The sequence below is a fragment of the Halomonas aquatica genome, from assembly GCF_040196335.1.
In the GTDB taxonomy this organism is placed as follows: domain Bacteria; phylum Pseudomonadota; class Gammaproteobacteria; order Pseudomonadales; family Halomonadaceae; genus Halomonas; species Halomonas aquatica.
This window is the reverse complement of the sequence record NZ_JBEGCJ010000003.1, coordinates 389334-415809: the sequence shown is the minus strand read 5'-3', so window position 1 is coordinate 415809 and position 26476 is coordinate 389334. Positions and strand designations below refer to the sequence as shown.

25 protein-coding genes are annotated in these 26476 nt (G+C 66.6%); 19 read left to right on the top strand and 6 right to left on the bottom strand.

The window, feature by feature from the left end:
• Positions 1-2: 2 nt before the first annotated feature.
• Both ABE960_RS08255 and ABE960_RS08250 read right to left on the bottom strand, forming a co-directional pair.
• Positions 3-911 carry a ribokinase gene (locus tag ABE960_RS08255; protein WP_349761767.1) on the bottom strand — a complete coding sequence of 303 codons (909 nt, stop codon included), beginning with the start codon at positions 909-911 and terminating at the stop codon, positions 3-5.
• A gap of 16 nt (positions 912-927) precedes the next feature.
• Positions 928-1863 carry a D-2-hydroxyacid dehydrogenase gene (locus ABE960_RS08250; RefSeq protein ID WP_349761766.1) on the bottom strand — a complete coding sequence of 312 codons (936 nt, stop codon included), beginning with the start codon at positions 1861-1863 and terminating at the stop codon, positions 928-930.
• Between the two features lie 212 nt (positions 1864-2075).
• Between ABE960_RS08250 and ABE960_RS08245 the strand changes: the two genes are divergently transcribed.
• The 13 genes from ABE960_RS08245 (at position 2076) to ABE960_RS08185 (ending at position 13280) form a co-directional block, all read left to right on the top strand.
• Positions 2076-2375, top strand: coding sequence for an FmdB family zinc ribbon protein (locus ABE960_RS08245; RefSeq protein ID WP_349761765.1), 300 nt, complete (start codon positions 2076-2078; stop codon positions 2373-2375).
• Between the two features lie 51 nt (positions 2376-2426).
• The gene (gene aspS, locus ABE960_RS08240) at positions 2427-4208 is read left to right on the top strand and encodes an aspartate--tRNA ligase (RefSeq protein ID WP_349761764.1); all 1782 of its coding nucleotides are present in this window, start codon (positions 2427-2429) and stop codon (positions 4206-4208) included.
• A gap of 283 nt (positions 4209-4491) precedes the next feature.
• Positions 4492-5241, top strand: coding sequence for a YebC/PmpR family DNA-binding transcriptional regulator (locus ABE960_RS08235; protein WP_349761763.1), 750 nt, complete (start codon positions 4492-4494; stop codon positions 5239-5241).
• 9 nt (positions 5242-5250) lie between these two features.
• Entirely contained in the window at positions 5251-5790 is a 540-nt protein-coding gene (gene ruvC, locus ABE960_RS08230) for a crossover junction endodeoxyribonuclease RuvC (RefSeq protein ID WP_349761929.1), read from the top strand.
• Positions 5791-5931: 141 nt separating this feature from the next.
• On the top strand, positions 5932-6546 hold the full coding sequence (gene ruvA / locus ABE960_RS08225; protein ID WP_349761762.1) for a Holliday junction branch migration protein RuvA: 615 nt from the start codon (positions 5932-5934) through the stop codon (positions 6544-6546).
• Positions 6547-6590: 44 nt separating this feature from the next.
• Positions 6591-7607 (top strand): Holliday junction branch migration DNA helicase RuvB, encoded by a 1017-nt coding sequence (gene ruvB / locus ABE960_RS08220; protein WP_349761761.1) that lies wholly within the window; start codon positions 6591-6593, stop codon positions 7605-7607.
• A gap of 48 nt (positions 7608-7655) precedes the next feature.
• Entirely contained in the window at positions 7656-8345 is a 690-nt protein-coding gene (gene tolQ, locus ABE960_RS08215) for a protein TolQ (protein ID WP_349761760.1), read from the top strand.
• A 13-nt stretch (positions 8346-8358) separates the two neighbouring features.
• Positions 8359-8799 (top strand): protein TolR, encoded by a 441-nt coding sequence (gene tolR / locus ABE960_RS08210; RefSeq protein ID WP_349761759.1) that lies wholly within the window; start codon positions 8359-8361, stop codon positions 8797-8799.
• Between the two features lie 9 nt (positions 8800-8808).
• Positions 8809-9828 carry a cell envelope integrity protein TolA gene (gene tolA / locus ABE960_RS08205; RefSeq protein ID WP_349761758.1) on the top strand — a complete coding sequence of 340 codons (1020 nt, stop codon included), beginning with the start codon at positions 8809-8811 and terminating at the stop codon, positions 9826-9828.
• Positions 9828-11117: a Tol-Pal system beta propeller repeat protein TolB gene (gene tolB / locus ABE960_RS08200; RefSeq protein WP_349761757.1), complete on the top strand. Its 1290-nt coding sequence runs from the start codon at positions 9828-9830 to the stop codon at positions 11115-11117. The genes tolA and tolB overlap by 1 nt, the downstream gene beginning before the upstream one ends.
• Positions 11118-11140: 23 nt before the next feature.
• Positions 11141-11689, top strand: coding sequence for a peptidoglycan-associated lipoprotein Pal (gene pal, locus ABE960_RS08195; RefSeq protein ID WP_349761756.1), 549 nt, complete (start codon positions 11141-11143; stop codon positions 11687-11689).
• Positions 11690-11718: 29 nt separating this feature from the next.
• Complete coding sequence (ybgF, locus tag ABE960_RS08190; RefSeq protein ID WP_349761755.1) at positions 11719-12498, top strand: tol-pal system protein YbgF; 780 nt, start codon at positions 11719-11721, stop codon at positions 12496-12498.
• A 17-nt stretch (positions 12499-12515) separates the two neighbouring features.
• Positions 12516-13280, top strand: a complete 765-nt coding sequence (locus tag ABE960_RS08185) for a YciK family oxidoreductase (protein ID WP_349761754.1) — start codon at positions 12516-12518, stop codon at positions 13278-13280.
• Between the two features lie 65 nt (positions 13281-13345).
• On the opposite strand, the gene ABE960_RS08180 is transcribed toward ABE960_RS08185, so the two are convergent.
• Positions 13346-14008, bottom strand: a complete 663-nt coding sequence (locus ABE960_RS08180; protein WP_349761753.1) for an HAD-IA family hydrolase — start codon at positions 14006-14008, stop codon at positions 13346-13348.
• On the bottom strand, positions 14008-14733 hold the full coding sequence (ubiG, locus tag ABE960_RS08175; RefSeq protein ID WP_349761752.1) for a bifunctional 2-polyprenyl-6-hydroxyphenol methylase/3-demethylubiquinol 3-O-methyltransferase UbiG: 726 nt from the start codon (positions 14731-14733) through the stop codon (positions 14008-14010). The genes ABE960_RS08180 and ubiG overlap by 1 nt, the downstream gene beginning before the upstream one ends.
• A gap of 136 nt (positions 14734-14869) precedes the next feature.
• Here ubiG and galU point away from each other — a divergent pair, with 136 nt between their 5' ends.
• Together galU and ABE960_RS08165 are read left to right on the top strand one after the other, a co-directional pair.
• A complete protein-coding gene (gene galU, locus ABE960_RS08170; protein WP_349761751.1) occupies positions 14870-15760 on the top strand; it encodes a UTP--glucose-1-phosphate uridylyltransferase GalU in 891 nt (296 codons plus the stop codon).
• Positions 15761-15764: 4 nt separating this feature from the next.
• Positions 15765-17054 carry a UDP binding domain-containing protein gene (locus tag ABE960_RS08165; protein ID WP_349761750.1) on the top strand — a complete coding sequence of 430 codons (1290 nt, stop codon included), beginning with the start codon at positions 15765-15767 and terminating at the stop codon, positions 17052-17054.
• 106 nt (positions 17055-17160) lie between these two features.
• Here ABE960_RS08165 and ABE960_RS08160 read toward each other — a convergent pair whose 3' ends face one another.
• Complete coding sequence (locus ABE960_RS08160; protein ID WP_349761749.1) at positions 17161-17739, bottom strand: superoxide dismutase; 579 nt, start codon at positions 17737-17739, stop codon at positions 17161-17163.
• A 248-nt stretch (positions 17740-17987) separates the two neighbouring features.
• Between ABE960_RS08160 and ABE960_RS08155 the strand changes: the two genes are divergently transcribed.
• The 4 genes from ABE960_RS08155 to msrA all read left to right on the top strand — a co-directional run bounded on the left by ABE960_RS08155 (position 17988) and on the right by msrA (position 25448).
• A complete protein-coding gene (locus ABE960_RS08155; protein WP_349761748.1) occupies positions 17988-18797 on the top strand; it encodes a hypothetical protein in 810 nt (269 codons plus the stop codon).
• A 66-nt stretch (positions 18798-18863) separates the two neighbouring features.
• Positions 18864-20678, top strand: a complete 1815-nt coding sequence (gene tamA / locus ABE960_RS08150; RefSeq protein WP_349761747.1) for an autotransporter assembly complex protein TamA — start codon at positions 18864-18866, stop codon at positions 20676-20678.
• Between the two features lie 26 nt (positions 20679-20704).
• Complete coding sequence (tamB, locus tag ABE960_RS08145) at positions 20705-24724, top strand: autotransporter assembly complex protein TamB (RefSeq protein WP_349761746.1); 4020 nt, start codon at positions 20705-20707, stop codon at positions 24722-24724.
• 109 nt (positions 24725-24833) lie between these two features.
• Complete coding sequence (gene msrA, locus ABE960_RS08140; protein ID WP_349761745.1) at positions 24834-25448, top strand: peptide-methionine (S)-S-oxide reductase MsrA; 615 nt, start codon at positions 24834-24836, stop codon at positions 25446-25448.
• On the opposite strand, the gene ABE960_RS08135 is transcribed toward msrA, so the two are convergent.
• A complete protein-coding gene (locus tag ABE960_RS08135) occupies positions 25429-26469 on the bottom strand; it encodes a hydrolase (RefSeq protein WP_349761744.1) in 1041 nt (346 codons plus the stop codon). The two genes, msrA and ABE960_RS08135, sit on opposite strands and share 20 nt — an antisense overlap.
• Positions 26470-26476 lie beyond the last annotated feature (7 nt).

Sequence of the window (26476 nt, the reverse complement as noted above, 5' to 3'; positions counted from 1 at the left end):
GTTCAGCGGGCGATGGGGGCGTCGCGCATGGCGCGCTCGACCTCGTCGCGGTGGGGAATGCTCTCGGCTGCGCCGTCGACCTGGACGCCCAGAGCGGCGGCCGTGGCGGCGAGCGTCAGGCAGTCTGCGACGGGCTGTCCTTCCTGCAGGGCGGTCAGGTAGTAGCCGATGAAGGTGTCACCGGCGGCGGTGGTGTCTCGTGGGGTCACCGCGAGGGCCGGCTGGAAGCGGCGTTCACCACCGCCCTGGAACCAGGCGCCGTCGCCGCCCAGGGTCAGCACGGTGTCGGTCTGCGGAAGTCGTCGGCCCAGGCCCTCGAGCAGCGCCTCGGGGGTGGCGGCCTCGTCGACACCGGCGAGCCAGGCGGCCTCGCCGCGGTTGACGAAGAGCAGCGCGCAGCGTTCGAGGGGAAGGCTCATGACCTCGGCACCCATGGGCGCCGGATTGAAGGCGACGTGGAGGCCTCGCTCCGCGGCCTGCTCCAGCACCTGGGGCAGGGCGTTGGTCTCGTTCTGGGCCAGCAACCAGTCGCCGGGACGCGTCGACGAGAGGCGGGTCTCCAGATCAGCCTCGTCGAAGCCATGGTTCGCCCCGGGAAAGAGGAGGATGGCGTTCTCCCCCTGATCATCCACCTGGATGATGGCATGGCCACTGGGCATCTCCACCAGCGAGATGCCGGCCACGTCCACCCCGGCCTGGCCGAGCAGTTCCCTGGCCCAGGCGTCCTGGCGGTGGAGGCGGCCCCAGTGGCTGACCCGCCCCCCGGCACGAGCCATGGCAAGCGACTGATTCGCGCCCTTGCCTCCGAGCCCTACGCGATAGTCACGGCTTGCCAGGGTCTCGCCGGGGCGAACCAGGTGAGACACGCGATAGAAGTGATCGAGGTTGATGGACCCGAAATTGTGCAGCATGTCGTCCCCCCTCGTCTCAGCCGGCCTGCCAGTGGCTCAGGTTCTCGGCGGTCAGGGTCACGATGCGCTGGCGTGCCTCGGGCGTGATCCAGGCGTTGTGAGGCGTGACGATCAGGTTGAGCGGCTCGTCCAGGGCATCGAGGAGCGGGTGGCCATCACGGGGCGGTTCCACCGGCAGCACGTCGACCCCGAGCCCCCCGAGGTGCCCCTTGCGCAGGGCCTCAAGGGCCGCCTGTTCGTCGATGATCCCGCCCCGGGCACAGTTGACCAGCAGGGTGCCGGGCTTGAGGGAGCCCAGCAGGCTGGCGTCGACCAGGTGGCGAGTCGCCTCGGTGAGCGGGCAGTGCAGGCTGATCACGTCCGCCTCCGGGGCGAGTTCGCGCAGGCCCGGCCGGCTGTCGTGCGCCTCGTTGCCGGGGCGGGCCGCGAAGTCCACGTGCATGCCGAAGGCCTGGGCGAGGCGGGCGACCTTCGAGCCCAATTCACCCTGACCGACGATCACCAGGCGCTTGCCCTCCAGTTGCAGGGTGGTGTGGTCCATCAGGCAGAAGAAGGGGCCCTCGTCCCAGCGTCCATCGGCCACGTCACGCTGATAGCGGGGCAGTCGGGTGGCCAGGGCGAGCATCAGCATCAGGGTGTGCTGGGCCACGCTCGCCGTGCCATAGGCATTGACGTTGCGCACGTCGATGCCCAGGCGCTCGGCGGCGGCCATGTCGATGTTATTGGTGCCGGTGGCCAGCACGCAGATCAGCTTGAGCTCGGGCAGCGCGTCCAGGGTGTCGGCGTCGAGCACCACCTTGTTGACGATGGCGACCTCGGCGCCGGCGAGCCGCTCGATGGCTTGATCGCGGGTGCTCTGGTCATGCACGTCGAGAGCGTCGAGATGCTGGCGGATCGGGGTCAAGTCGATGCCTGGTCCCAGGCTGGCAGCGTCGAGAATGACGGCTTTCATTGGTATTTCCTTGTCGAAGCAGGCGCGTCGGATACAGGACGTGGCAGGGCTGGGCCTGGCACGGCGCGACAGGCTATAATAGCCGGCTTTCGAGGCAGGCTTGGATTATCCGCGGGCCGGCCCTATATCGCACAACGGAAGCGCGACTCGGCGTATACCCTGGCCCGCGCTTGACTCATGGGTAGTGTCAGACCATCGGGAGTGTTCAAACCATGCCCATCTACGAATACGAGTGCAAGGCCTGCGGGCACCGCCTGGAGAAGCTTCAGAAGATCAGTGCCGAGCCACTGACCGACTGCCCGGCCTGCGAGGCGGCCGAGCTCCATCGTCTGGTATCCGCGGCTGGCTTCCGCCTGGCCGGGGGCGGCTGGTACGAAACCGATTTCAAGACCGGCAGCAAGAAGAACCTGGCCGGCGGCAGCGACGCCAGCAAGACCGACGCCAGCAAGACCGGCAGCAGCGAAGGCAGCAAGGCCGCCGCGTCCCCCGGCAAGGACGGAGCGGTCGCCTGAGCCGCTCACGCTGCCTTATTCATCTCTTCACGCAACGGAACAGGATACGACATGCGCAGCCATTATTGCGGCCAGCTCAACGAGACCCTGGTGGACCAGACGGTCAGCCTGTGCGGCTGGGTACATCGCCGCCGTGACCACGGGGGCGTCATCTTCCTCGACATGCGCGATCGCGATGGCATCGCCCAGGTCGTGGTAGACCCCGATACCGCCGAGGCCTTCGCCAATGCCGACCGTGCCCGCAGCGAATTCGTGCTGCGCATCCAGGGCCGGATCCGACTGCGCCCGGAAGGCACCCAGAACCCCAACATGCCCACCGGAATGATCGAGGTGCTGGCCAAGGAAGTCGAGGTCCTCAATACCGCCGCCACGCCCCCGTTCCAGCTCGACGAGCATGGCAAGGTAGGTGAGGAAGTGCGCCTCAAGCATCGCTACATCGACCTGCGTCGCCCGGAGATGATCGACAAGCTGCGCCTTCGCTCGCGCATCTCCCACAACGTGCGCGCCTTCCTCGAAGGACAGGGCTTCCTGGACATCGAGACCCCGATCCTGACCCGTGCCACGCCCGAAGGGGCCCGCGACTACCTGGTGCCGAGTCGCACCCATCCAGGCAGCTTCTTCGCCCTGCCGCAGTCGCCGCAGCTGTTCAAGCAGCTGCTGATGGTGTCCGGGTTCGACCGCTACTACCAGATCGCCAAGTGCTTCCGCGACGAGGACCTGCGTGCCGACCGGCAGCCGGAGTTCACCCAGATCGACATCGAGGCCTCCTTCGTCGAGGAAGAGGACATCATGGGGATCACCGAGTCGATGATCCGCCAGCTCTTCCAGGAGGTTCTGGACGTCGAGCTTCCCGATTTCCCGCGCATGCCCTATGCCGAGGCCATGAACCGCTTCGGTTCCGACAAGCCGGACCTGCGCATCCCACTCGAGCTAACCGACGTCGATGACCTGATGAAGGACGTCGATTTCAAGGTCTTCTCCGGGCCTGCCAATGCCGAGGATGGGCGCGTGGCCGCGCTGATGGTGAAGGGTGGGGCTACCCTGTCGCGCAAGGAGATCGACGAGTACACCAGGTTCGTCGGCATCTACGGTGCTCGCGGCCTGGCATGGATCAAGGTCAACGAGCGGGCGAAGGGCCTCGAGGGCCTGCAGTCACCCATCGTCAAGTTCATGGAAGGCGTGATCGAGCAGCTTCTCGACCGCGTCGGCGCCGAGGATGGCGACATCATCTTCTTCGGCGCGGACAAGGCGCAGATCGTCAACGAGGCCCTGGGCGCGCTGCGCGTGCGTCTCGGTGAGGACCTGGACCTGTATACCGCCGAGTGGTCACCGCTGTGGGTGGTCGACTTCCCGATGTTCGAGGAGGATGGCAACGCCCGCCTGCAGGCGCTGCACCACCCCTTCACCGCACCGTCCTGTGATGTCGAGACCCTCAAGGCCAATCCGGGCTCGGCCCTCTCGCGGGCCTATGACATGGTGCTCAACGGTACCGAGCTCGGCGGTGGCTCGATCCGTATCCACGATCAGGCGATGCAGCAGACCGTGCTCGAGGTGCTGGGCATCGACCAGACGGAGGCCCGCGAGAAGTTCGGCTTCCTGCTGGACGCCCTGCAGTATGGCGCGCCGCCCCATGGTGGTCTGGCGTTCGGCCTCGATCGCCTGGTGATGCTGATGAGCGGCGCCCGGACCATCCGCGAGGTGATCGCCTTCCCGAAGACCCAGAGCGCCTCCTGCCTGTTGACCGAGGCGCCGGGCGAGGTGAGTGCCGATCAGCTCAAGGAACTCAACATCCGCCTGCGCCAGAAGGCCAAGGCGGATACCGCCGGCGAATAGGCATCGCATCCCGAACCAGAACCATCTCACCGGCGCCCCAGGGCGTCGGTGGCGGCTTGACTCCTAGCGAGAAGAGGCGCCGAGGACAGGGCGAAGAGAAGGTCCTACGGCAGGGGTGAGGAGCATTGCTCCGAACGGGCTGACCATGGATGGTCAGCACCGGCCCTGCAAGTGGCGCAGGATGCAAGAACGCCGCCGGGCGTCGGTAGCGCCCAGGGAGGGGTTTACAGCGCCTCCTCGAAGAACTGTCACCAGGAAGCCTCGCGAAGCAGAGGAGATTGTCATGGCAGGACACAGCAAATGGGCCAACATCAAGCATCGCAAGGCGGCCCAGGATGCCAGACGTGGCAAGATATTCAGCAAGCTGATCCGTGAGCTCACGGTGGCGGCCCGCCAGGGCGGTGGCGATCCCGCCGACAATCCGCGCCTGCGCGCCGCCATCGACAAGGCTCTGGGCAGCAACATGACCAAGGACACCATCCAGCGGGCGGTCGATCGCGGTGCCGGCAATGCCGAGGCCGACGAGATGGAGGAGATCGTCTACGAGGGCTACGGGCCGGAAGGCGTGGCCATGCTCGTGGAGTGCATGACCGACAATCGAAACCGCACCGTCTCAGAGGTGAGACATGCCTTCAACAAGCAGGGCGGAAACCTGGGGACCAGCGGTTCGGTGGCCTTCATGTTCCACCACCAGGGACGGCTGCAACTCCCCGATGACGTGACCGAGGAGGCCGCCATGGAGGCGACGCTGGCGGCCGAGCCCGATGACATCCAGGCCCTCGAGGGGGGCGGCCTCGAGGTGGTCACCACGCCGGCGTCCTTCGGCCGGGTGAAGGATGCCCTGGTGGCGGCGGGTATCGAGCCGGTGGCAAGCGATGTCGGCCTGTATCCTGACAGCTACACCTCCGTCGCCGACGTGGAGCTTGCCCACAAGGTGGTCAGGTTGATCGACATGCTCGAGGACCTGGATGATGTCCAGAACGTCTATACCAACGCGGAGTTCGACGACGATGTTCTCGACCAGCTCGACTGAGCCTTGCAGATGCTGATCCTCGGCATCGATCCCGGTTCGCGGATTACCGGCTATGGGGTGCTGGATGTGAGTACCACTACGCCGAGATACGTGTCCAGCGGCTGCATCCGGATCCAGGCCGATGACCTGGCCCAGCGCCTGGCTCAGGTCTATGCCGGCGTCAGCGAACTGATCGCCGTACATGCCCCCGCGGAGTTCGCCATCGAGCAGGTGTTCATGTCGAAGAACGCCGACTCCGCCCTCAAGCTCGGCCAGGCCCGCGGCTCGGCGATCGTCTGTGCCGCCAACCACGGCCTGCCAGTCAGTGAGTACGGCCCGCGGCAGATCAAGCAGGCGGTGACAGGAGGCGGGAACGCCAACAAGGCCCAGGTGCAGCACATGGTGACGGCCATCCTGGGGCTCTCGGCAACGCCCCAGGCCGATGCCGCCGATGCCCTGGCCATCGCTCTCACCCATGCCCACGCGCGGATGGGGTTGCTCAAACATGGCAGCTATGGCGGCCACGCGAGCCGCCGCAAGGGAGGCGGTTGGCGTGATTTCCGCCCCTGAGTCCGTCGCCATGCCGCGACGGAGACTCATTGTCGAACGCTGTTCATGCGGGCTGGCAAGCCGCCCGGGCGAACAGTATAGTGGCTCGATGACGGCCCCTGTTGCCGCGAAGGATACCAACCCAAGGGACAGCGAATTTCCATGATAGGACGCCTGCGAGGCACCCTGATCGAGAAACAGCCACCCTGGCTGGTGGTGGACGTGGCCGGCGTCGGCTATGAACTGGAAGCCTCCATGACCACGCTGGTGGCCATGCCCGGTACCGGCGAGCCGGTGTCGCTGCATACCCACCTGACCATCCGTGACGATGCCCACCTGCTCTACGGCTTCGCCCGCGAGCAGGAGCGTGCGCTCTTCCGGGCCCTGATCAAGGTCAACGGCATCGGCCCCAGGCTGGCCCTGGGCATCCTCTCCGGCATGGACGAAGACGCCTTCGTGCGCTGCGTGATGGACGACGATGCCAAGGCGCTGACCCGACTGCCGGGCGTGGGCAAGAAGACCGCCGAGCGACTGATCATCGAGATGCGCGATCGATTCCCCCACTGGGAACACCGCGGTGCGCTGTCCGTGGGCGCGGGGGGAACGGCGACGGGCGTGCCGTCCGGCGCTAAGGACCCCGTCGTCGACGCGGAGGCTGCCCTGGTCAGCCTGGGTTACAAGCCCGCCGAGGCGGCGCGCATGCTGGCCGGCCTCGAGGACGCCGAATCCACAGAGGCCATGATCAAGGCGGCACTCAGCCGTCGCCTGGCGGAGTGAGCCGATGCCGCAGCAATCCTTCAATCTGACACCGGGTGGTCACCATGCTCGAGACTGATCGCCTGATCGCCGCCGACCCCCGCGAGGGAGAAGGCAGCATCGACCATGCCATTCGCCCCAAGCGGTTGACGGACTACATCGGCCAGCCCCGGGTACGCGAGCAGCTCGACATCTTCATCAGTGCGGCCCGCGGGCGTGAGGAGAGCCTGGACCATACCCTGGTCTTCGGGCCTCCGGGTCTCGGCAAGACCACCCTGGCGAACATCATCGCCGCGGAGATGGAGGTGGGGCTCAAGTCTACCTCCGGTCCGGTGCTGGAGAGGGCCGGCGACCTCGCCGCCATGCTCACCAACCTGCAGCCAGGCGATGTGCTCTTCATCGACGAGATCCACCGGCTGTCGCCGGTGGTCGAGGAGATCCTCTATCCCGCCATGGAGGACTTCCAACTCGACATCGTCATCGGCGAGGGGCCCGCGGCACGCTCGATCAAGCTCGATCTGCCCCCCTTTACCTTGGTGGGGGCGACCACCCGGGCGGGGCTTCTGACCTCGCCGCTTCGCGACCGCTTCGGCATCGTGCAGCGTCTGGAGTTCTACAGCGTCGACGAGCTGACCGAGATCGTCACCCGCTCGGCCCGGCTACTGGGTGTCGAGAGCGACCGAGAGGGAGCCCGTGAGGTAGCCCGCCGTTCCCGGGGCACCCCGCGTATCGCCAACCGGCTGCTGCGCCGCGTGCGCGACTTCGCTCAGGTTCGCGCCGAGGGCCGGGTCAATGCCGAGATCGCCGACCTGGCCCTGAACATGCTGCACGTCGATCACCATGGCCTCGACCACATGGATCGTCGTCTGCTGCTGGCGATGATCGAGAAGTTCGACGGCGGTCCGGTGGGCATCGACTCCCTGGCGGCCGCCATCGGCGAGGAGCGCGATACCATCGAGGACGTGATCGAACCCTACCTGATCCAGCAGGGTCTGATGATGCGCACCGCCCGGGGCCGGGTGGTAACCCGCCAGGCCTGGGAACACTTCGACCTGGCGCCCCACGAGCGGGCGCCCCAATAGCACACTTTCCCTACCTGTCACGACTGACCAAGACCGACGAGGATGCCCGTGAACGACTCCCTGTCCATACCCCACCTGATCATGAACGCCAGCGGCGTCGTGCAGATCGTGATGCTGATCCTGATGATCGGCTCCCTGCTGTCCTGGGTGGTGATCTTCCAGCGCACCTTCGTGATGCGCCGGGCCCGCAAGGCGCACCGTCATTTCGAGGAGCGTTTCTGGTCCGGTGTCGATCTCCACGAGCTCTATCGTGAGACACCGGCCGAGCAGGATGCCCAGGGGTCCGAGCATGTCTTCCGTGCCGGCTTTCGAGAATTCAACCGCCTGCTGGCCAAGACCCGCAGCCCCCAGGCGATCCTCGAGGGCGTCCAGCGCAGCATGCGCGTGGCCTGGTCACGCGAGGAGGATCGGCTCAGCCTGCACCTGGTGTTCCTGGCCACGGTCGCCTCGTCCAGCCCCTACATCGGCCTGTTCGGCACCGTCTGGGGCATCATGGGTTCATTCCAGTCGCTCTCCATGGCGCAGCAGGCCACCCTGGCCACCGTGGCGCCCTGGATCGCCGAGGCGCTGATCGCCACCGCCATGGGCCTGTTCGCGGCCATTCCTGCGGTGATCTTCTACAACCGGCTGTCCGCCGAATCCGGACGACTGCTGGGCAAGTACGAGGACTTCGCCGAGGAGTTCCACTCCATCCTGCACCGCAATCTGCAGGGCCGGACCGATACCGGCGCCGACTGAGGGAGATGCCTTGATGCTGGGACCCTTCAAACGCTCGGGTCGACGCCCGCCCATGGGTGAGATCAACGTCGTGCCCTTCATCGACGTCATGCTGGTGCTGCTGGTGATCTTCATGATCACCGCCCCCATGCTCACCCAGGGCGTGCAGGTCGACCTGCCCCAGGTCACCTCCGAACCCATCGATGACACCGAGGACCGCGATCCCATTGTCGTCTCGGTCGACCGGGACGGCCAGTACTTCATCTCCCTGGGTGGGGACGAGTCGCCGGTCAGCCTGGACGAGGTCAGCGAGCGGGTGATCATCCTGCTGGAGCGCCAGCCGGGCACCCAGGTGATGGTGCGCGGTGATCGCAACGTTCCCTATGGCCAGGTCGTTACCCTGATGAGCACGCTTCAGACGGCAGGAGTGAACAATGTCGGGCTGATCTCGGAACCACCTCCCGGGGACCGTTGAGGAGCGTCCATGGCCAGACATGACCGACGCGTGGGCTATGGCCTGCCGCTGTTGCTCGCCATCGCGCTGCACCTGGCGATCCTGGTGGCCAGCGTGCTGCGCTTTCCGGAGCCTGAGGTCGCGCCTCCGAGCACGAACATCGTCCAGGCGACCCTGGTGAGCACCGAGACCACCACCGACCAGGCCCAGCGCGCCGAGGAGGCGCGGTCTCGGGCGGCGGCCCGGCAGGCCGAGGAGGAGGCCGCGGCACACGCCCAGGAAGACGCGACTCGCCAGGCTGACGCACAGGCCACCGAGGAAGCCGAGCGTCAGCGACAGGCCGAGGCCGACGACCGTGAGGAGGCCCGCCGGAAAGCCGAGGAGCAGGCCGCTCGTCGCGCCGAAGAGGCCGAGCAGCAGGCCCGTGAACGCGAGGCCCAGGCCGAGCGCCGGCAACGGGAAGAAGCCGAGCGCCAGGCGGAGGCGGAGGCTGAACGGAAGCGCCAGGCGGAAGCGGAAGCCGAACGGAAGCGCCAGGCGGAAGCGGAGGCCGAGCGAAAGCGCCAGGCGGAAGCGGAGGCCGAACGGAAGCGCCAGGCGGAAGCGGAGGCCGAACGGAAGCGCCAGGCGGAAGCGGAGGCTGAACGGAAGCGCCAGGCGGAGGCCGCTCGCCGCGCCGCCGAGGCGACAAGCCAGGGGCTGGATCGCGCCATCGAAGGGGAGAGCGACAACGTGGCCAATGCCCGTCAGGCTTCCGAGGCCGCCAACAGCTTCATCAACCTGGTGCGTCGTGCGGTGGAGCAGGCCTGGGTGATACCGGCCAATGTCCCGTCGGGTACCTCCGCCGAGGTCAGGGTGCGATTGGGGCCATCCGGGGAGCTATTCTCGGCTTCCGTTGGTCAGAGCAGTGGTAACAGTGCCTTCGACCGTTCCGCGGTCCAGGCCGTGGAGGCCGCCGCACCCTTCGCCGAGCTTCGCCAGTTGCCGGACGAGGTACAACGCGACTACCGTCAATTCAATCTGCGATTCAGACCCGGGGAAATCCGCTGATGAATGTCCTGAAGACCACCTGGCTGGCCGCCATGCTGATGCTGTTAACCAGCCTGGCGCAGGCCGCCGACCTGACCATCGAGATCACACGCGGCAGCGACAGGGCCACCCCCATCGCGATCGTGCCCCTTGCCGACGCTGACGACCTGCCCCAGGACATCGCGCAGATCGTATCCGATGACCTGGAACGCAGCGGTTATTTCGAGCCGCTGGAACGTCGCGCCATGTTCGATCGTCCCTCCTCGAGTGAGGAGGTTCGTTACGGCGACTGGCGCGCTCTTGATGTTCGCTACCTGGTGGTGGGGCGAGTCAGCCGCGAAGGCGAGAATTACCGGATCCGCTACGAGCTGATGGACGTCAGTGGCCAGAGTCGCCTGCTTGGCGAGACCGTGACCGCCGACCGGCAGGAGCTTCGCGATGCCGCGCACTACATCAGTGATCAGATCTTCGAGGAGATCACCGATATCCGCGGCGCCTTCGCCACTCGCATTGCCTACGTGACCTCCATCGGCGTGGGCGACAGCATCCAGTATGCGCTCCACGTGGCCGATGCCGATGGGCGCAACAGCCAGCAGATCCTCTCTTCCGACGAGCCGATCATGTCGCCGACCTGGTCGCCGGATGGCGGCAAGCTGGCTTATGTCTCCTTCGAGACCGGTCGCCCGGCCATCTACTTCCAGGACATTGCGACTGGCAAGCGAGTGCGCGCCACTTCCTTCGAGGGACTGAACAGCGCCCCGGCCTGGTCGCCGGACGGCCGGCGCCTGGCGATGTCGCTCTCCAAGGATGGCCAGCCCGACATCTACGTGATGGACATCGGTTCACGCAATATCCAACGGATCACCAACAGCTCCAGCATCGAGACCGAACCCGCCTGGTCGCCGGATGGTCGCAGCCTGGTGTTCACCTCGGATCGCAGCGGTGGGCCCCAGATCTACCGCCTCGACCTCGACAGCGGTGAGGAACAACGCATTACCTTCACCGGCAACTACAATGCCCGGGCACGCTTCGCGCCGGATGGCGAGTCGCTCTTCCTGATCCACCGTGGCAACAACGGCTATCAGGTGGCACGTCAGGGCCTGGAAAATGGGCGGCTGGTGGCGCTGACCGACACGCGACAGGATGAATCCCCCAGTGTTGCGCCCAATGGCACCATGGTAATCTTCGCCACCCAGCAGGGAGGTAACGGCGTGCTCGGCGGGGTATCCGCCGATGGTCGTGCCTCCTTCCGGCTGCCGGCGGCACGGGGTGATGTCCGCGAACCCGCGTGGTCACCATTTCTGAACTGATGTCCCCAACAAGGAGTTTCACGATGCAGCTCAAGCCCTATGCCAGAACTCTGGCCATCGCCCTTTCCCTGGCCTTCGTGGCCGGTTGTTCCAGCAAGGGAGGCAGCCAGGACGCAGCCATGGATGGTGCCATGGATGGCGGCATGTCGGGCAGCGATCGCGGCGGCGTCTCGACCGGCACCGTTGACGGTCGCGGTGTCAGTGGCGGCCGTGCCGGCCAGATGGCCGATGCCGACGGTCGCATCCCGGAGAATCGCACCATCTACTTCGAGTACGACAGCGATACCATCCGCAACGAGTTCGAACCGGTGCTGACCGCCCATGCCCGCTTCCTTCGTGCCAACCCCAATGCCACCGTGATGCTGCAGGGCCATACCGATGAACGGGGCACCCGCGAGTACAACCTGGCCTTGGGCGAGCGTCGTGCCGGCGCCGTGAAGCGGTATCTCAACGTGCAGGGCGTCTCTCCCTCCCAGGTCGAGGTACTCAGCTACGGCGAGGAGCGCCCCGCGGCGCGTGGCCAGAATGAGCAGGCCTACGCCCAGAACCGTCGGGTGGTCTTCGCCTACTGAGCCGGACCGACAGGACCAGGGAGAAAGCAATGAGACACGGTCTGAAGCGACTGTGCGGTGCGGGAGCTATGGTGCTCCCGCTGACCGTAGCGGCGCCGGTTGTGGCGCAGCAGCCGGTGATCGAGGACCTGACCCAGAGCAGTGGGGGAAGCGGCTTCTATAGCCAGACGGCGACCCGCGAGGAGGCCGGCGGCAGCCTGGTGATCTTCAATCAGGTCCAGGAGCATCAGGAGGAGATCCGCCAACTGCGTGGGCAGGTGGAGGAACTCCGCCATCAGCTGGAGCAACTGCGCCGCCAGACCCGCCAGCAGTACCTGGACATCGAGGATCGCCTGATGGCGGCGGGTAGCGGTGTTGATCAGGCTGCACCACCCGTGGATGAGGAGAGCGCCCGCGAGGTGGCGGAGGCGCCTTCACCGAGTGGCGACGATGCCCTTACCCAGCAGGCCTACCAGGCCGCCTTCGCCCATGTCCAGGCCCGCGAGTTCGGCCAGGCCATCGCTGCCTTCGAGGCCTTCGTCACCCAGCACCCCGACAGTCGGCTGACCGCCAACGCCTTCTACTGGCTCGGCGAGCTGCATTCGGCAGAGTCGAACCTGGAGGAGGCCGAGGCCGCCTTCCAGCGGGTACTCGATGACTTCCCCGAGAGCAGCAAGGTGCCGGACGCCCTCTACAAGCTCGGCCTGCTCGAGGCTCGCCGCGGGCGGCCGGAAGAGAGCCGGGCACTGCTCGAGCGGGTGCGCGAGGAGCATCCCGACAGCAGCGCCGCCGGACTGGCCGATGACTTCCTGCGCCAGGCGGGTAACTGACGGATCGAGGAACCGAGATGACCTGCAAGATCGACTACCAGCCCGCGGCCGACCTGCTCGACGGTCGGATCATCCTGGTGACCGGTGCCGGTGACGGCATCGGTCGGGCCGCGGCCCTGGCCTTTGCCGCTCATGGCGCCACCGTGATCCTGCTCGGGCGAACCATCGCCAAGCTGGAGAAGGTCTACGACGAGATCGAGGCCGCCGGTGGGCCCCAGCCGGCGATCTTTCCGCTGAACATCGAGGGGGCCACCCTCAAGGACTATCATGAGATGGCCGAGACCCTGGACAAGGAGTTCGGCCGTCTGGACGGCATCCTGCACAACGCTGGCATGCTGGGCCGTATCACGCCCTTCGAGCAGTACAATCCCGAGCTCTGGGAACAGGTCATGCAGGTCAACATCAATGGACCGATCTGGATGACCCAGGCACTGCTGCCGTTGCTGAAGGATTCGGCGGACGCCTCGGTGGTGTTCACCTCGTCAAGCGTAGGCCGTCGTGGACGAGCCTACTGGGGCGCCTATTCGGTATCCAAGTTCGCCACCGAAGGCTTCGTCCAGGTGCTGGCCGACGAGGTCGAGCATATGGGCACCCTGCGCATCAACAGCCTGAACCCCGGTGCGACGCGAACCGCCATGAGAAAGGCCGCCTATCCCGGCGAGGATCACCTGGCCCTGCGGACTCCCGATGAGATCATGCCCTGCTACCTGTGGCTGATGGGCCCGGACAGCAAGGGTCATAACGGCGAGCAGTTCGACGCCCAGCCGCCGAAGCAAGGCTGAACGGTCTGACACCGCGCCCCGGGCTCGTTTGCCCGGGGCGTCACCCTGCTCATCACCGGTCTTTCCTAGTCGTCCAGCAGTGCCGCGACCAGTGCCTCGGCGGTATCGAACCAGAGGTCGGCCGGCCAGCGACGATAGTCGTCTCCTTCCCCGATATAGCCATAGCCCACCGCCACGGCGTGCATGCCGGCTGCCCGGGCCGCCTGGATGTCGCGCAGGTGGTCGCCGATGTACCAGCAGTTGCCGGGTTCCGCCCCCAGGCGTCGCGCCGCCTCGTTAAGGGGCTCGGGATCGGGCTTCTTGACCGGCAGGTCATCGGCGCAGAGCAGCGCGCCGGGACTCAGCCCGAGGGCCGTGACCAGGGGCTCGGCATAGGCCCGGGGCTTGTTGGTGACGATGCCCCAGAGGAGGTCGTGCGCCGTCCACTGGTCCAGCAGCCTATCCAGCGGGGGGAAGACCCGGCTCTCCTCGGCCAGCGCCCGGCCATAGGCCTCGAGCAGGAAGGTTCGGGCCTCGTCGTGGCCCACCGCCTCCTTCTCTAGGCCCAGTGCCAGGGTCACCAGGGCGCTGCCACCATTGGATACCTGAGCCCGGATCACCGGATATGGCAGGGCGGGCAGGCCGTGATGGTCGCGCAGGGCATTGGTGGCCCGGGCCAGGTCCGGCGCGGTGTCCACCAGGGTGCCATCCAGGTCGAAGAGCAGGACCCGGGGCCGCGGGCGAGGCATCACGTCGTCTCTCGGCGACAGTGCATCAGGTAATTGACCGAGACATCGCTTGTCGAGAGGGAATATCGGCGGGTCAAGGGGTGGTACGCCAGCCCGTTCTGTTCACAAAGCTCCAGGCCGGCCTCGCGGCACCAGCCGGCGAGCTCCGATGGCCTGATGAAACGGCTGTAGTCATGGGTGCCTCGGGGCAGCATGCGCAGCAGATACTCGGCACCGAGCACCGCCAGGGCATAGGCCTTGGGGTTGCGATTCAGGGTGGAGAAGAATACCTGGCCACCGGGCTTGACCAGAGACGCGCAGGCACGCACCACGGAGGCTGGGTCGGGCACATGCTCGAGCATCTCCAGGCAGGTGACCACGTCGAACTCGCCGGGGTGCTCCTCGGCCATGTCCTCGGCACTGATGCGCCGATAGTCGAGGGTAATCCCTCGCTCCCGGGCGTGGAGCCGGGCCACGGCCAGCGGGGCCTCGCCGAGGTCGATGCCGGTGACGTCGGCGCCTCGATGGGCCATGGCCTCGGTCAGGATCCCTCCACCGCAGCCCACATCCAGCACTCGGCGCCCGGCAAGCCCCGCCCGGGCATCGATGAAGTCCAGACGCAGTGGATTGATGTCGTGGAGCGGCTTGAACTCGCCGTGCGGATCCCACCAGCGGTCGGCCAGGGCCTCGAACTTGGCGATCTCCGCCTGGTCGACGTTGCCCGCTTCCGGGTGGCTTGCACTCATCTGGTGTCTCCCTGGTCTCGCCCACCCGACACGCTGTCAGGCTGGCCTGGGTTCGGTATCATGCATCATTGTACCCGCTCCCCGGAGGGCATTCCCACGCTTTCCGGAGCCCCCTAACCGTGACAGGGACCGCACCATGATCAACAAGGCCGTTCTTCCCGTTGCCGGGTTCGGCACGCGCTGTCTCCCGGCCTCCAAGGCCATTCCCAAGGAGATGATCACCATCGTCGATCGTCCGGTGATCCAGTATGTCGTCCAGGAGGCCGTGGCGGCAGGCATACGCGATATCGTGCTGGTGACCCATGGCACCAAGGGCGCCATCGAGAATCACTTCGACAAGCACTTCGAGCTGGAGGCGAGCCTCGAGGCCAAGGGCAAGACAGACCTGCTCGAGGAGCTGCGCTCCATCGTGCCCGCCGACGTCAACATCATCAGCGTGCGCCAGCCCGAACCTCTCGGTCTCGGCCACGCCGTGCTCTGCGCCCGCCCGGTGGTGGGAGACAACGAGCCCTTTGCCGTGCTGTTGCCCGACGTGCTGGTGGACGGCGAGGGTCTCGAGGCCAACGATCTGGCCGGCATGATCGCCGCCTTCGAGGCCAGCCACCACAGCCAGTTGATGGTCGAGGAGGTTCCCCATCAACTGGTCTACAAGTACGGTATCGTCGATACCGGTGGCGAGATCCCGGGCCCCGGCGAGTCGCGGCCGATCGCCGGGGTGGTCGAGAAGCCGCACGTGGACGAGGCCCCCTCCGACCTGGCGGTGATCGGCCGCTACATCCTGCCGGGTCGCATCTTCCCGTTGCTGGCCGAGACGCCGCCCGGGTCCGGCAACGAGATCCAGCTCACCGATGCCATCGAGACCCTGCGCCGCGAGGAGGGGGTGGACGCCTTCCGCATGCGCGGCAAGACCTACGACTGCGGCCACCAGCTGGGCTACCTGGAGGCCATTCTCGCCTATGGCCGTCGTCATGCCCGCTATGGTCAGGGCTTCCGCGATCTGCTCAAGCGCTACGCCGAAGAGGAGTGACCTCATGCGGGTACTGATCCACGGCAGCGAGCTGGCCGCGGCCACCGCGGCCGCGGCGCTCTCCTGGGTAGGCCATCGGGTGTCCTGGCTGCCCCATGCGTCGGCCGACTGGCCGACGCTGTCCCGCAGCGGCTGGCTGACCAGCGAGCCTGAGCTCATGCGTCGGCTCGAGGAGGGCATGGCCCATGGCAGCCTGAGTTTGATGACCCCGGGAGAGCCCGACCTGGCGGACGAGCCATTTGACGTGCTGTGGCTCGCCGTCTCCTCCGACCAGCGCCAGGATGCCGCCGAGTGCATCGAACACCTGATGGCCGGCCTCTGTCCCGGGGCCGTGCTGGTCAACAACTCCACCTTCCCGGTGGGCGAGACCGAACTGCTGGAATCGCGCCTGGGCGGCTGCCGGGCGGTGGCCCTGGCGGACCTGCTCGAGGAGGGGCGCGCCTGGGAGACCTTCACCCGTCCCTCGCGCTGGCTGCTCGGCTGCGATGACGACGTGGCGGAGCACCAGGTGCGTGAACTGCTGCGCGCCTTGAACCGTCGGCGCGAGGTGTTCCAGCGTATGCCGAGGCGAGCCGCGGAGCTCACCAAGCTAGCCATCAACGGGATGCTCGCCACCCGCATCAGCTACATGAACGACATCGCCGGGCTGGCCGATATCCTCGGCGTGGACGTGGAATACGTGCGCCAGGGCATGGGGGCCGATTCCCGCATCGGCTACGAGTACCTCTATCCCGGTTGTGGCTTCGGCGGCCCCAACTTTTCCCGCGACCTGATGCGGCTGGCGGACGTCCAGTCGGCCAGCGGGCGTCACTCTGCCCTGCTCGATCAGGTGCTCGACATCAACGAGCACAAGAAAGAGACGCTGTTCCGCAAGCTATGGGCTCACTTCCATGGACGGCTGGAAGGCCGCACCGTAGCCATCTGGGGGGCGGCCTTCAAGCCCGGCACGGCCCGCATCGACCAGGCGCCGGTGCTGACGCTGCTGCGTGCCCTCTGGGCCCAGGGCGTGAGGGTGCGTCTGCACGACCCCGCAGCGATCCCCGCAGTGCTTGCCGAGGTCGGTGAGCACCCGCTGCTCGAGGTATTCCGCCAGGACCCCCTGGCGGCCTGCGAGGGTGCCGATGCGCTGATGCTGGTCACCGAGTGGAAGGCCTACTGGAACCCGGACTGGCCACGGCTTGCCCGCCTGCTTGGCGAGAAGCTGCTGCTCGATGGTCGCAACATCTATGACCCGGCTCATGTCGCTGCCTGCGGCATGCATTACCGGGGTATCGGCCGACGCGCAGACCCATGAAGGGCATCGAGGTGTATCCACGACGCTCCCTTCATGGCACGAAAAAGCGGCCCCGCCATCCGGCGGGGCCGCTTGCATTGTGCATCGGCGCCGGGGCGCCGCATCCTCAGCTGAAGTTCTGGGCGACGAAGTCCCAGTTGAGGACGCTCCAGACATTCTCAAGGTACTTGGGACGCGCGTTGCGGTAGTCGATGTAATAGGCGTGTTCCCACACATCGATGGTCAGCAGCGGGGTCTGGCCATGGGCGATGGGAGTGTCGGCATTGCTGGTGTTGACGATGTCGACACCGCCGTCAGCGGTCTTGATCAACCAGGTCCAGCCGGAACCGAAGTTGCCAGCCGCCTGGGCATTGAAGGTCTCCTTGAACTTGTCGAAGGAGCCAAACTTGGCATTGATGGCGTCGGCCAGTGCACCGGTCGGCTCGCCACCACCGTTGGGAGAGAGGCAGTGCCAGTAGAAGGTATGGTTCCAGACCTGGGCCGCCTGGTTGAACAGGCCGCCGGACGAGGACTTGATGATCTCCTCCAGGGACTTGTCGGCCTCGGCGGTACCGTCGGTCAGCTCGTTGAGCTTGTTCACATAGGTCTGGTGATGCTTGCCGTAGTGATACTCGAGGGTCTCGGCGGAGATATGCGGTTCCAGGGCGTTCTTGTCGTACGGCAGTGCGGGCAATTCGAATGCCATCAAGTCTCTCCTTGTCGTCAGCGGTGTCGATACAGCACCTCAGGGCGCGGCATTGGAACGAGTAAATCCATGCCCCCGTCGGCGTTGACCGGGAGCCGTGCGTTCCGATGACAAAAAACCTTACACTATCAGGACGATGTGTCGGTGCTGTCGCGGCATCATAGCACCCGGCCCGGAGGGCGCCAATTGCGCCGACACCCCACGGGACCGTCGACCCCGGCCAACCACCCCCAGAGAAGGAGTTCATCATGGCAGAGCACCCGGATGACCACCGGCACCCCCGACCGATCGTGCCGGACCCGGATGCCAGTCTGTCGGCATCACGTTGGCGTCAGCCGCCGCCCCCGCGGGTCTGGCCGCTGTGGCTGCTGGTGATACTGCTGATCGCGTTCTGTGCGGCTCTCGCCTGGGCCGGCTGGCAGGAGCGTGCCCGGCTGCAGGCCCAGCTCGCCCGGGTCAGCGGCGAGCTCTCCAACGTGCATGCCCGTTTCGATGCCGAACAGGGCAGGGGTGATGCCCTCAAGACGCTGCAGACCCGCCTTGATGAGCTGGCCAATCTGGAAGCCGAGGTCGATGCGGTCATCGACCAGCGTCTGGCCGAACTGGAGTCGCAGCAGGGGCAGGGGGTGGCATCCATCGAGGCGGCGCTCGAAACCCAGGAGGCACGGGTCGCCTCGCTGGAAGAGCAGGCCGCGACCCGGGACGCCATCCTGAACGCGACCCGCACCTCACTGGACGCCCTGGAGCGCGCGGGTGATGAAGGGCGGGCCGCACTGCGCGAGCAACTGGCCACTATCGACGAGGCCCGAAGCGCGGATGCCGACCTTCTCGAGAACCTGGACGACCTCCGAAGGTCTCAACAATCGCGCCTGGATGCCCTGGAGAATCAAATGTCGGCCCTCGGCGATGAAATTGAAGCCATCGCAGGATCACGCGATGATGCTCAACAACGAATGGAGACGCTGGACAGCCGGCTTGGAGAAATGGCGTCCGGGTTGCGCGAACTGCGTCAGTCACAGCTTGCCTTGAGTGCCCAGATCGAGGTCCTGCGCCAGTGACATCTCGCCAGTCAGGGATCGATGCCAATGGATAATCGTGTGTTCATACGCCTGGCAGCGGCAGCAATGTCTCTCGCTCTTGCCCCAGGCGCCCAGGCCATCGAGTCGACCATCGAGGGGCTGGAAGACGAACTGGCCGAAAACGTGCGCCTCTATCTCGACGAACTGGAGGCAGAGCAGTACAGCCCAGAGCGACTGAAAAGCGAGGTCCTTCGACGCAGCAGCGAGGCGCTGCGGGTCTATGGTTACTACTCGCCAAGCATCAAGACCCGTTTCGATGATCCCGAGGCGCCTTCCGAGGTGATGCTTACCTTCGACCCCGGCGCGCCGGTGCGGATCGAGGTCCTCGATCTCTCCTTGACCGGGGATGCCGCCGGGGACGAACCCTTCATGCAGGCCCTCGACGATTTCCCGCTGTCGGAAGGCGATCACCTGCGCCATGCGCCCTTCGACAGCCTGCGCAGCACCCTGGCCAACCTCGCCCTTGAACGCGGCTACTTCGACTGGAGCTTCACCGACCGGCGCATGGAAGTGAGGCCCTATGCCCAGAGCGCTCGGCTCTACCTGGCGCTGGACAGCGGTCAACGCTTCCGCTTCGGCGAGGTGACGTTTCAGGGTCATCATATCGAGACCAACCGCCTGAGGAACCTGGCGACCTTCACTACCGGGGAGCCTTACCTGGCGAGCAAGGTGGCCAGGTTCAATCAGCGCCTGGGCGAGACCGAGTGGTTCGCCTCGGTGAACGTGCGCCCGCGTCTCGACCGAGAGCTGGCACGACTGGCATTGCCTACTGCCGAGTCGGGCTGGTGGCAGTCGCTTGACCTGAAGGGAAGGGAGCCCGCTTCCCAGGAGCCGCAAATTGGTGCCGAGGCGCTGGTGTCGGCCTCAAGCCTGCAGCGTCCCGCCGTCCCCCAGGTACCGATCGACGTGGTGGTGACGCCTTCGGACAGACACCAGTTCGAGGTCGGCTTGGGTTATGCCACCGACGTGGGGCCACGGATACACCTCTCCTGGGACCAACCCTGGATCAACCGCTATGGTCACGGCCTCGACCATGACCTCTACCTGTCGGGCCCTGAGCAACGATTCACCGGCCTCTATACCATGCCCCTGGCGAATCCGCTGCGCGACAGCTATCGCTTCCAGTACGGCCTTCGCAACAAGGACAGCGAAGACACCAGTACCCTGGAGAGTACCGTCGAGGCCGCCCGCCGCTGGAAGTTCGACAACGATTGGGAGCAGTCCATCTATGTGCGCGGCACCTACGAGGACTTCACCCAGGCAGACCTCTCCAATCAGGTAGTGCTTCTGTACCCCGGCATCAGCTGGGCCCGGACGCGCAAGCGCACTCCCGCGTTCCCCGACTGGGGAGATCGCCAGCGCCTGGCGCTGGAGTATTCCAGTGAAGCCTGGGGCTCGGCGGTCGAGTTCCTGCGCATCACCGGCGACAGCGAATGGATCCGCATGCTGGGCGACGACAACCGCTTCTTCGGCCGGGTTGGCGTCGGCAGCATCACCACCGATGACTTCCGGGACATCCCCCCGTCGCTGCGCTTCTTCACCGGTGGCGATCGCAGCGTGCGGGGCTATGCCTACGAGAGCCTCTCCCCCGAGGACGACGAGGGTCGCCTGCTCGGCGGCGAACAACTGCTCACCGCCAGCCTCGAGGCTCAACGCCGGATCACCGGCAAGTGGTGGGGCGCAACCTTCATCGACACCGGGGATGCCTTTAGCGACTGGGGACCGAGCGATCTCAAGACGGGAGCGGGCCTGGGTGTCCGCTGGATATCGCCGGTAGGCCCCATTCGCCTCGACATCGCCCACCCCTTCGACAATGAGGATGCCTTCCGCATCCACTTCTCCATCGGACCGGAATTCTGAGAGCCAACGTCTTGAGAAAGCGCGCAATGACCTGGGCCCTGGCCCGCCTTCTTATCTTTCTGCCCTTATGGCTGTTTGGTCTGGCGTTGCTGCTGCTGGGCCTGGCGCTGTCGCCCTGGGGCACCGGCGTGCTTCTCGAGCAGGGTGCCAAGCGCGGCTTCTTCGAACTGGGGGCGTACGAGGGTGCTCCCCTGGACCGCCTGGTGCTTCATGACATGCGACTGGACGCGGGGCCTGCCCGGATCGCCGTATCGCGGCTCGAACTGGCCTGGTCGGAAGAATGCGTTCTGCAGGGCAGGCTGTGTCTCGACCGGCTCGCCGTGGAGGGCGCCGATATCCGCCTGGCCGAATCGGATAACCTGCCTGACGCCGGATCCGAGCAGGCCCCTGGTACCCCTCTCGACGAGATCCGCCTGCCGTTCCCGATAGAACTGCGTGAGTTGTCACTGACCGATGTGAACCTGCAGCTCGCCGATGGCACTCAGCTCACCTGGGAGTCATTCACCACGGGCCTCCAGGCCGAGCAGAGCACCCTGACCCTGCTGCCCACGCGACTGACCGGCAGCCGCCTGACCCTGCCCCTCTCGGCGGGCACTCGGCTGGCCCTGAGCGAAGCCGAGCATGAGGGGCCGATGCTCACCGCCGAGGCCATCGACGCGGCCACTGCCGTGCGTTCGTCACTGCCCGCCCAGGCCGCTGCCGACCTGGAGGGAGTCGCCAACCTGGGGCTCGAAGATCAACCGCGTCGCGTGTTGCCCGAGGTGACCCTGCCTCTGGCGGTGGAGGTGCCGGAACTGCTCATCGAGGACTTTGCCGTGGGCGGGGCCTTCGATTACGGCGTGGCACGGCTTGTGCTGCGTCTGAATGCGCGCGGCCAGGAGATCGAGATCGATACCCTGGCGGTCGCGACCCGAGAGGCCGATGCCGAGCTCACGGCCCGGCTGGCACTGCGTGACGACTATCCCCTCGAGGCTTACCTGGCCGCAGACCTCTATCTGCCGGACCGCATGCCGGCCCTCAAGGGCGAGCGCATAGAGTTGACCCTGGCCGGCAGCCTGTCCGACCTCGAGGTCGACTTGACCACGCAAGGGCCGGTCGAGGCTCGGCTGGTGGCTCGGCTCGATGCCCTCGACCCGACCCTGCCCTTCGATTCATCGCTTGAGAGCGACGCCCTGCAGTGGCCGCTGCCCGGTGCCCAAGACGCCGAGCCGCGGGAGGGTGCCGATGTCCCGCAGGGAGACGAGTCGGCGATAGACTCGCCGCCAGCGCCATGGCGAGTCGAGGGCCTCTCGCTGAACCTGGCAGGTAGCCTGGTCGACTACCAGGCGGAGCTGGCCCTTTCCGTCGAAGGGCCGCAGCTACCGTTCACTGATCTTGCCCTCAAGGGCACTGGAAACCTGACTCACTTCAACTGGTCACCGCTGACGATCAACCAGCTTGGAAGTGTGGTTGTCACCCGGGGTCGGATCGACTGGGAGGAAGGCTTGGATGTCGAGGCCACGCTTTCCCTGGACGGGTTCAACCCGGGGAACTTCGTCGAGGGGATTCAGGGTCGCCTGGGTGGCGGCGCCGAGATTGCCTTCACCCAGGATGATCGCGGGTGGCGAGTCGATGTCCCGGCCCTGGATATCCAGGGCGTGCTGGATGATCGGCCCTTGAGCCTCGAGGCGGTGCTGGCTGGCGACAGCGACATGCGCTGGGACATCGACACCCTCGATTTCCGACAGGGCAGTAACCGCGTGAGCGCTGTGGGGTCGGTCAGCCAGCAGGCGCTGGACCTGACTGGTGAGTTGCAACTGTCTGCCATGGAGAGCCTGTATCCGGGCCTCGGCGGCACCCTGACGGGAGCCTTCGTCACACAGGGCAGTCTCGATGCCCCACAACTGGACCTCGACCTGGCCGGGCGTGACCTCGCCTTCGGTGAGAACCGGCTCTCGCGCCTGGACCTGGTGGCGCGCGTCGCCGGCCTTGACGACCCCAAACTGAATGTGGCCCTCGAGGCCACCGATATCGCGGCTGGCGGACAGGAGATATCACAGCTGACGCTGGACCTCGAGGGTCGACAGACGGCGCACCGGCTGAGCCTGGCCATGGGCGGGGGGGCGGGCCTGCCGGTCTCGCGCCTGGCCCTGACCCTGGAGGGTGGCCTGGACACGGCTCGGGAACGCTACCGAGGCACCCTGATGCCGCTGGAGCTTGACAGCGAGTTCGGCGATATCAGCCTGAGTGAGTCACTGGCCTTCGAAGCCAACCTTCTCGGGGGCTCGTCCCGTGTGGCGCCCTTCTGTCTCTCGCGCCGCCAGGGCGGGGAGGTCTGCCTCATCGAGCCGCTGGAGGCCTCGGCCGAGGCCGGACGCGCCTCCCTGGAGATCCGCGACCTGCCCATGGACCTGGTCGACTCCGTGATGCCACCCGGGTGGCGCATCGGCGGCGAGACCGCCGGTACCCTGAGCGCCGGCTGGTCGGCCGGGGGAGCGCGCTGGCGGCTGGCCGCCGACCTCGACAGCCGCGCAGAGGTGACCGGCGAGGACGCCTACGGTCAGCCCTGGACGGTGCCCGGCACCACCCTGGGCCTGACACTGGATGCCAGTGAGGCCAGCGCCGATCTCGACCTGGTGCTGGGCCTGGCCGAAACCGGGGAGCTGCGACTTGCACTGGGCATCATCGACCCGCTGGGCGAGGGCGCCCTGGACGGGAGACTGCGGATCGATGACTTGCGCCTGGCACCCTATCGTCCCCTGGTCGCCGGCCTGGAGTCCCTCAAGGGGGGGCTCGACGGCGATATCCGCATCACCGGCAATCGCCAGGCACCGCGGCTGGACGGCCGTCTCGCACTGGCCCAACTGAGGGCCGCTGGCCTGAATCTGCCCCTGGAGGTCAAGGACGGTGAACTCGTCGTCGAGCTGGCCGGTGACCGGGCCGATCTCGATGGCTTCCTTGCCGCCGAGGAGGGACGCCTGGAGATCGGTGGCAATGCCCGCTGGCCGTCCGGGGGCGGGTGGCAGGCGGCCCTCGATCTGCAGGCCGTCGATGCCCCCCTGCTCGCGATTCTGCCGAGTTTCGGCCGCCTGCGCCTGGCCCCGGACCTGAACATCCGCGCCAATCCTGAGCAGCTACAGGTTCGCGGCACGGTGGAGGTGCCCTGGGCGCGGCTCTCGGTGGGAGACGTCCCTGCCTCCGCCATGACGCCTAGCCCCGATGAAGTGATTATCACCGAGGAGCAGGATCGCCGTGCCGCCGAGGCCGCGTCCCAGGCCACGGCAAGTGACCAACCCGGAGAATCCACGGCCGAGGCCATGGCCAAGGCCGGCATGGCCACCGACATCCAGGTCACCCTGGTCCTGGGACCCGACATGCAACTCCAGGCCTACGGCCTGGAGTCCGGGTTGGAGGGCAACCTCGACGTCCGCCAGCAGAATGGGCCGGTCCAGTTGTTCGGGGATGTTAGCCTGATCGGTGGCCGCTTCCGGGCCTTCGGCCAGGACCTGCTCATCCGGGAGGGGATCCTCTTCTTCAGCGGTCCGCCGGGGCAACCACTGCTCGATTTCGAGGCGATCCGGAACCCCGCCGCCACCCAGGACGAAGTGATCGCCGGTTTGCGGGTGACCGGCTCGGCGGTGACACCGAGCCTGGATATCTTCTCGGAGCCTGCCATGGACGAGGCCAGCGCGCTCTCCTACCTGCTGCGCGGGCGTGCCCCGGACAGCAGCGGTGGCGCCGATGGCGCGTTGACCTCGGCGCTGATCGGCCTGACGCTCGGCAAGACCGGTGGGGCCGTGGGTGCCTTCGGCGAAGCCTTCGGCATCCAGGATCTCAGCCTCGACACCGCCGGAGCAGGCGAGGAAAGCCAGGTGGTGGTCACGGGCAATATCACCGACCGGCTGAGTATCGGCTATGGCGTGGGGGTCTTCTCGCCCATCGCCGAGCTCACCCTGCGTTACCAGCTGTGGCGCAGCCTCTACCTCGAGGCGGTATCAGGGGCCGCCCAGGCGGTGGATCTGGTCTACACCTTCAGCCTGCCGGGGCATCCATCGTCGCCGCGATGAGCGCACGGCATTCCCGTCTGACGTTCCATTCAGGCGATCCACTCAAGCTTTACAGAGACGCGATCATCCAGAACGCGACTGTACAGAGAACATTAAGGGAGCGAACCTCATGCCACTCCATCCCGTCCATGCGCCCGAGGGGCGCGATACCCCGCTGCCGATCGGTGGGACCCATCGGGTCAATGGTCACGCCATGAAGCCCCCCTGGCCCGAGGGGATGCAGGAGATCGTGCTGGGAATGGGCTGTTTCTGGGGCGCCGAACAGCTGTTCTGGCAACTGCCGGGGGTGCATGTCACCGCCGCGGGCTACGCCGGGGGCGTGACCCCGAATCCCACCTACGACGAGACCTGCAGCGGGCGGACCGGCCATGCCGAGGTGGTGCGAGTGGTCTTCGATCCACGGGTCACGGACCTGGAGACCCTCCTGCGGGTCTTCTGGGAGGCCCATGACCCCACACAGGGTAACCGTCAGGGCAACGACATCGGCACCCAGTATCGTTCTATCATCCTGACCACCACCGACGGCCAGCGGCAAGCGGCCGAGAGTAGCCGCGAGGCTTATGGCGAGGCGCTGTCACGCAGCGGGAAGCGGCCCGTCACCACCGAGATCGAGCCGCTGGAGGCCTTCTACTACGCCGAGGAGTATCACCAGCAGTATCTGGAAAAGCATCCCGGTGGCTACTGTGGCCTGAAGGGGACCGGCGTCAGCTGTCCGATCGGCTGATCGGCCGGTCGTAGGGCCAGGTCGCGAGCCCGTCCGGGGCGGCCCAGGCCTCGAGCTGTCGGGCCACCCGGCGGGCTAGCCACGAGGACGGACGCCCGTCGCGCCACTCCACGAACCCGACATGTCCCCCGTGGCGGGTGAGCTCCACCCGCACCGCGGCCGAAGGCGTAGGAAACCGTCCTAACAGCGCCGGCGGCATGAAGGGATCATCGTCGGCGTGCAGCACCAGCATCGGCAGCGACACCCCGGCGAGCAGGGGGCCGGCGGAGGCCCGCCGGTAGTAGTCCTCGGCACCGTCGAAGCCATGTAATGGGGCCGTCACGGCGTCGTCGTAGGCGCGCAGGCTGCCGAGGGATGCAAGCTCCTCCGCCCCGATCGCCAGGGGCAACTCGTCGCGCGCCAGGCGCGGGGACATCTTGCGCTTCAGCGAGGCGAGCAGATGGCGCTCGTAGACCCGGGCGAACCCCTGGCTCAGGGTGTCAGCACAGGCGGCGAGGTCCAGCGGGGCGCTGATAACGATGGCACCGGCCAGATCGAGGCCGTTGCCGCCCTGTTCCGCCACCAGCTTGGCCAGCATGTTGCCGCCCAGGGAGACTCCCGCGGCGACCTTCATGGCATGGGGATAGCGCTGCGACAGCTGGTCGATCAGCCAGCGGGCGTCGGCGGTATCCCCGCTGTGATAGGCGCGGGGCAAGCGGTTCGTATGCTCACCGCAGCCGCGAAAATGCATCAACACGGCGCGCCAGCCGAGCCTGGCGGCGGCATTGAGCAGCGAACGAGCATAGGGCGAGTCGATGGAGCCCTCGAGCCCATGGAAGAGCACCAGGATAGGAGCGTCGGCCCGGGGCGGTGCCGGATGCGCCCAGGCCAGCTCCACGAAATCTCCGTCGGGGAGCTCGAGGATCTCCTGACGCGTCCTGACCGCGGGACGCGGCAGGAACCGTGGCAGGAGGGTCTGCACGTGCCGGTTGGCCAGCCCCGCCGGGGGCCGGAAGTCGGCGGTGTGCCAGGGATCGGCCATGAGGGCA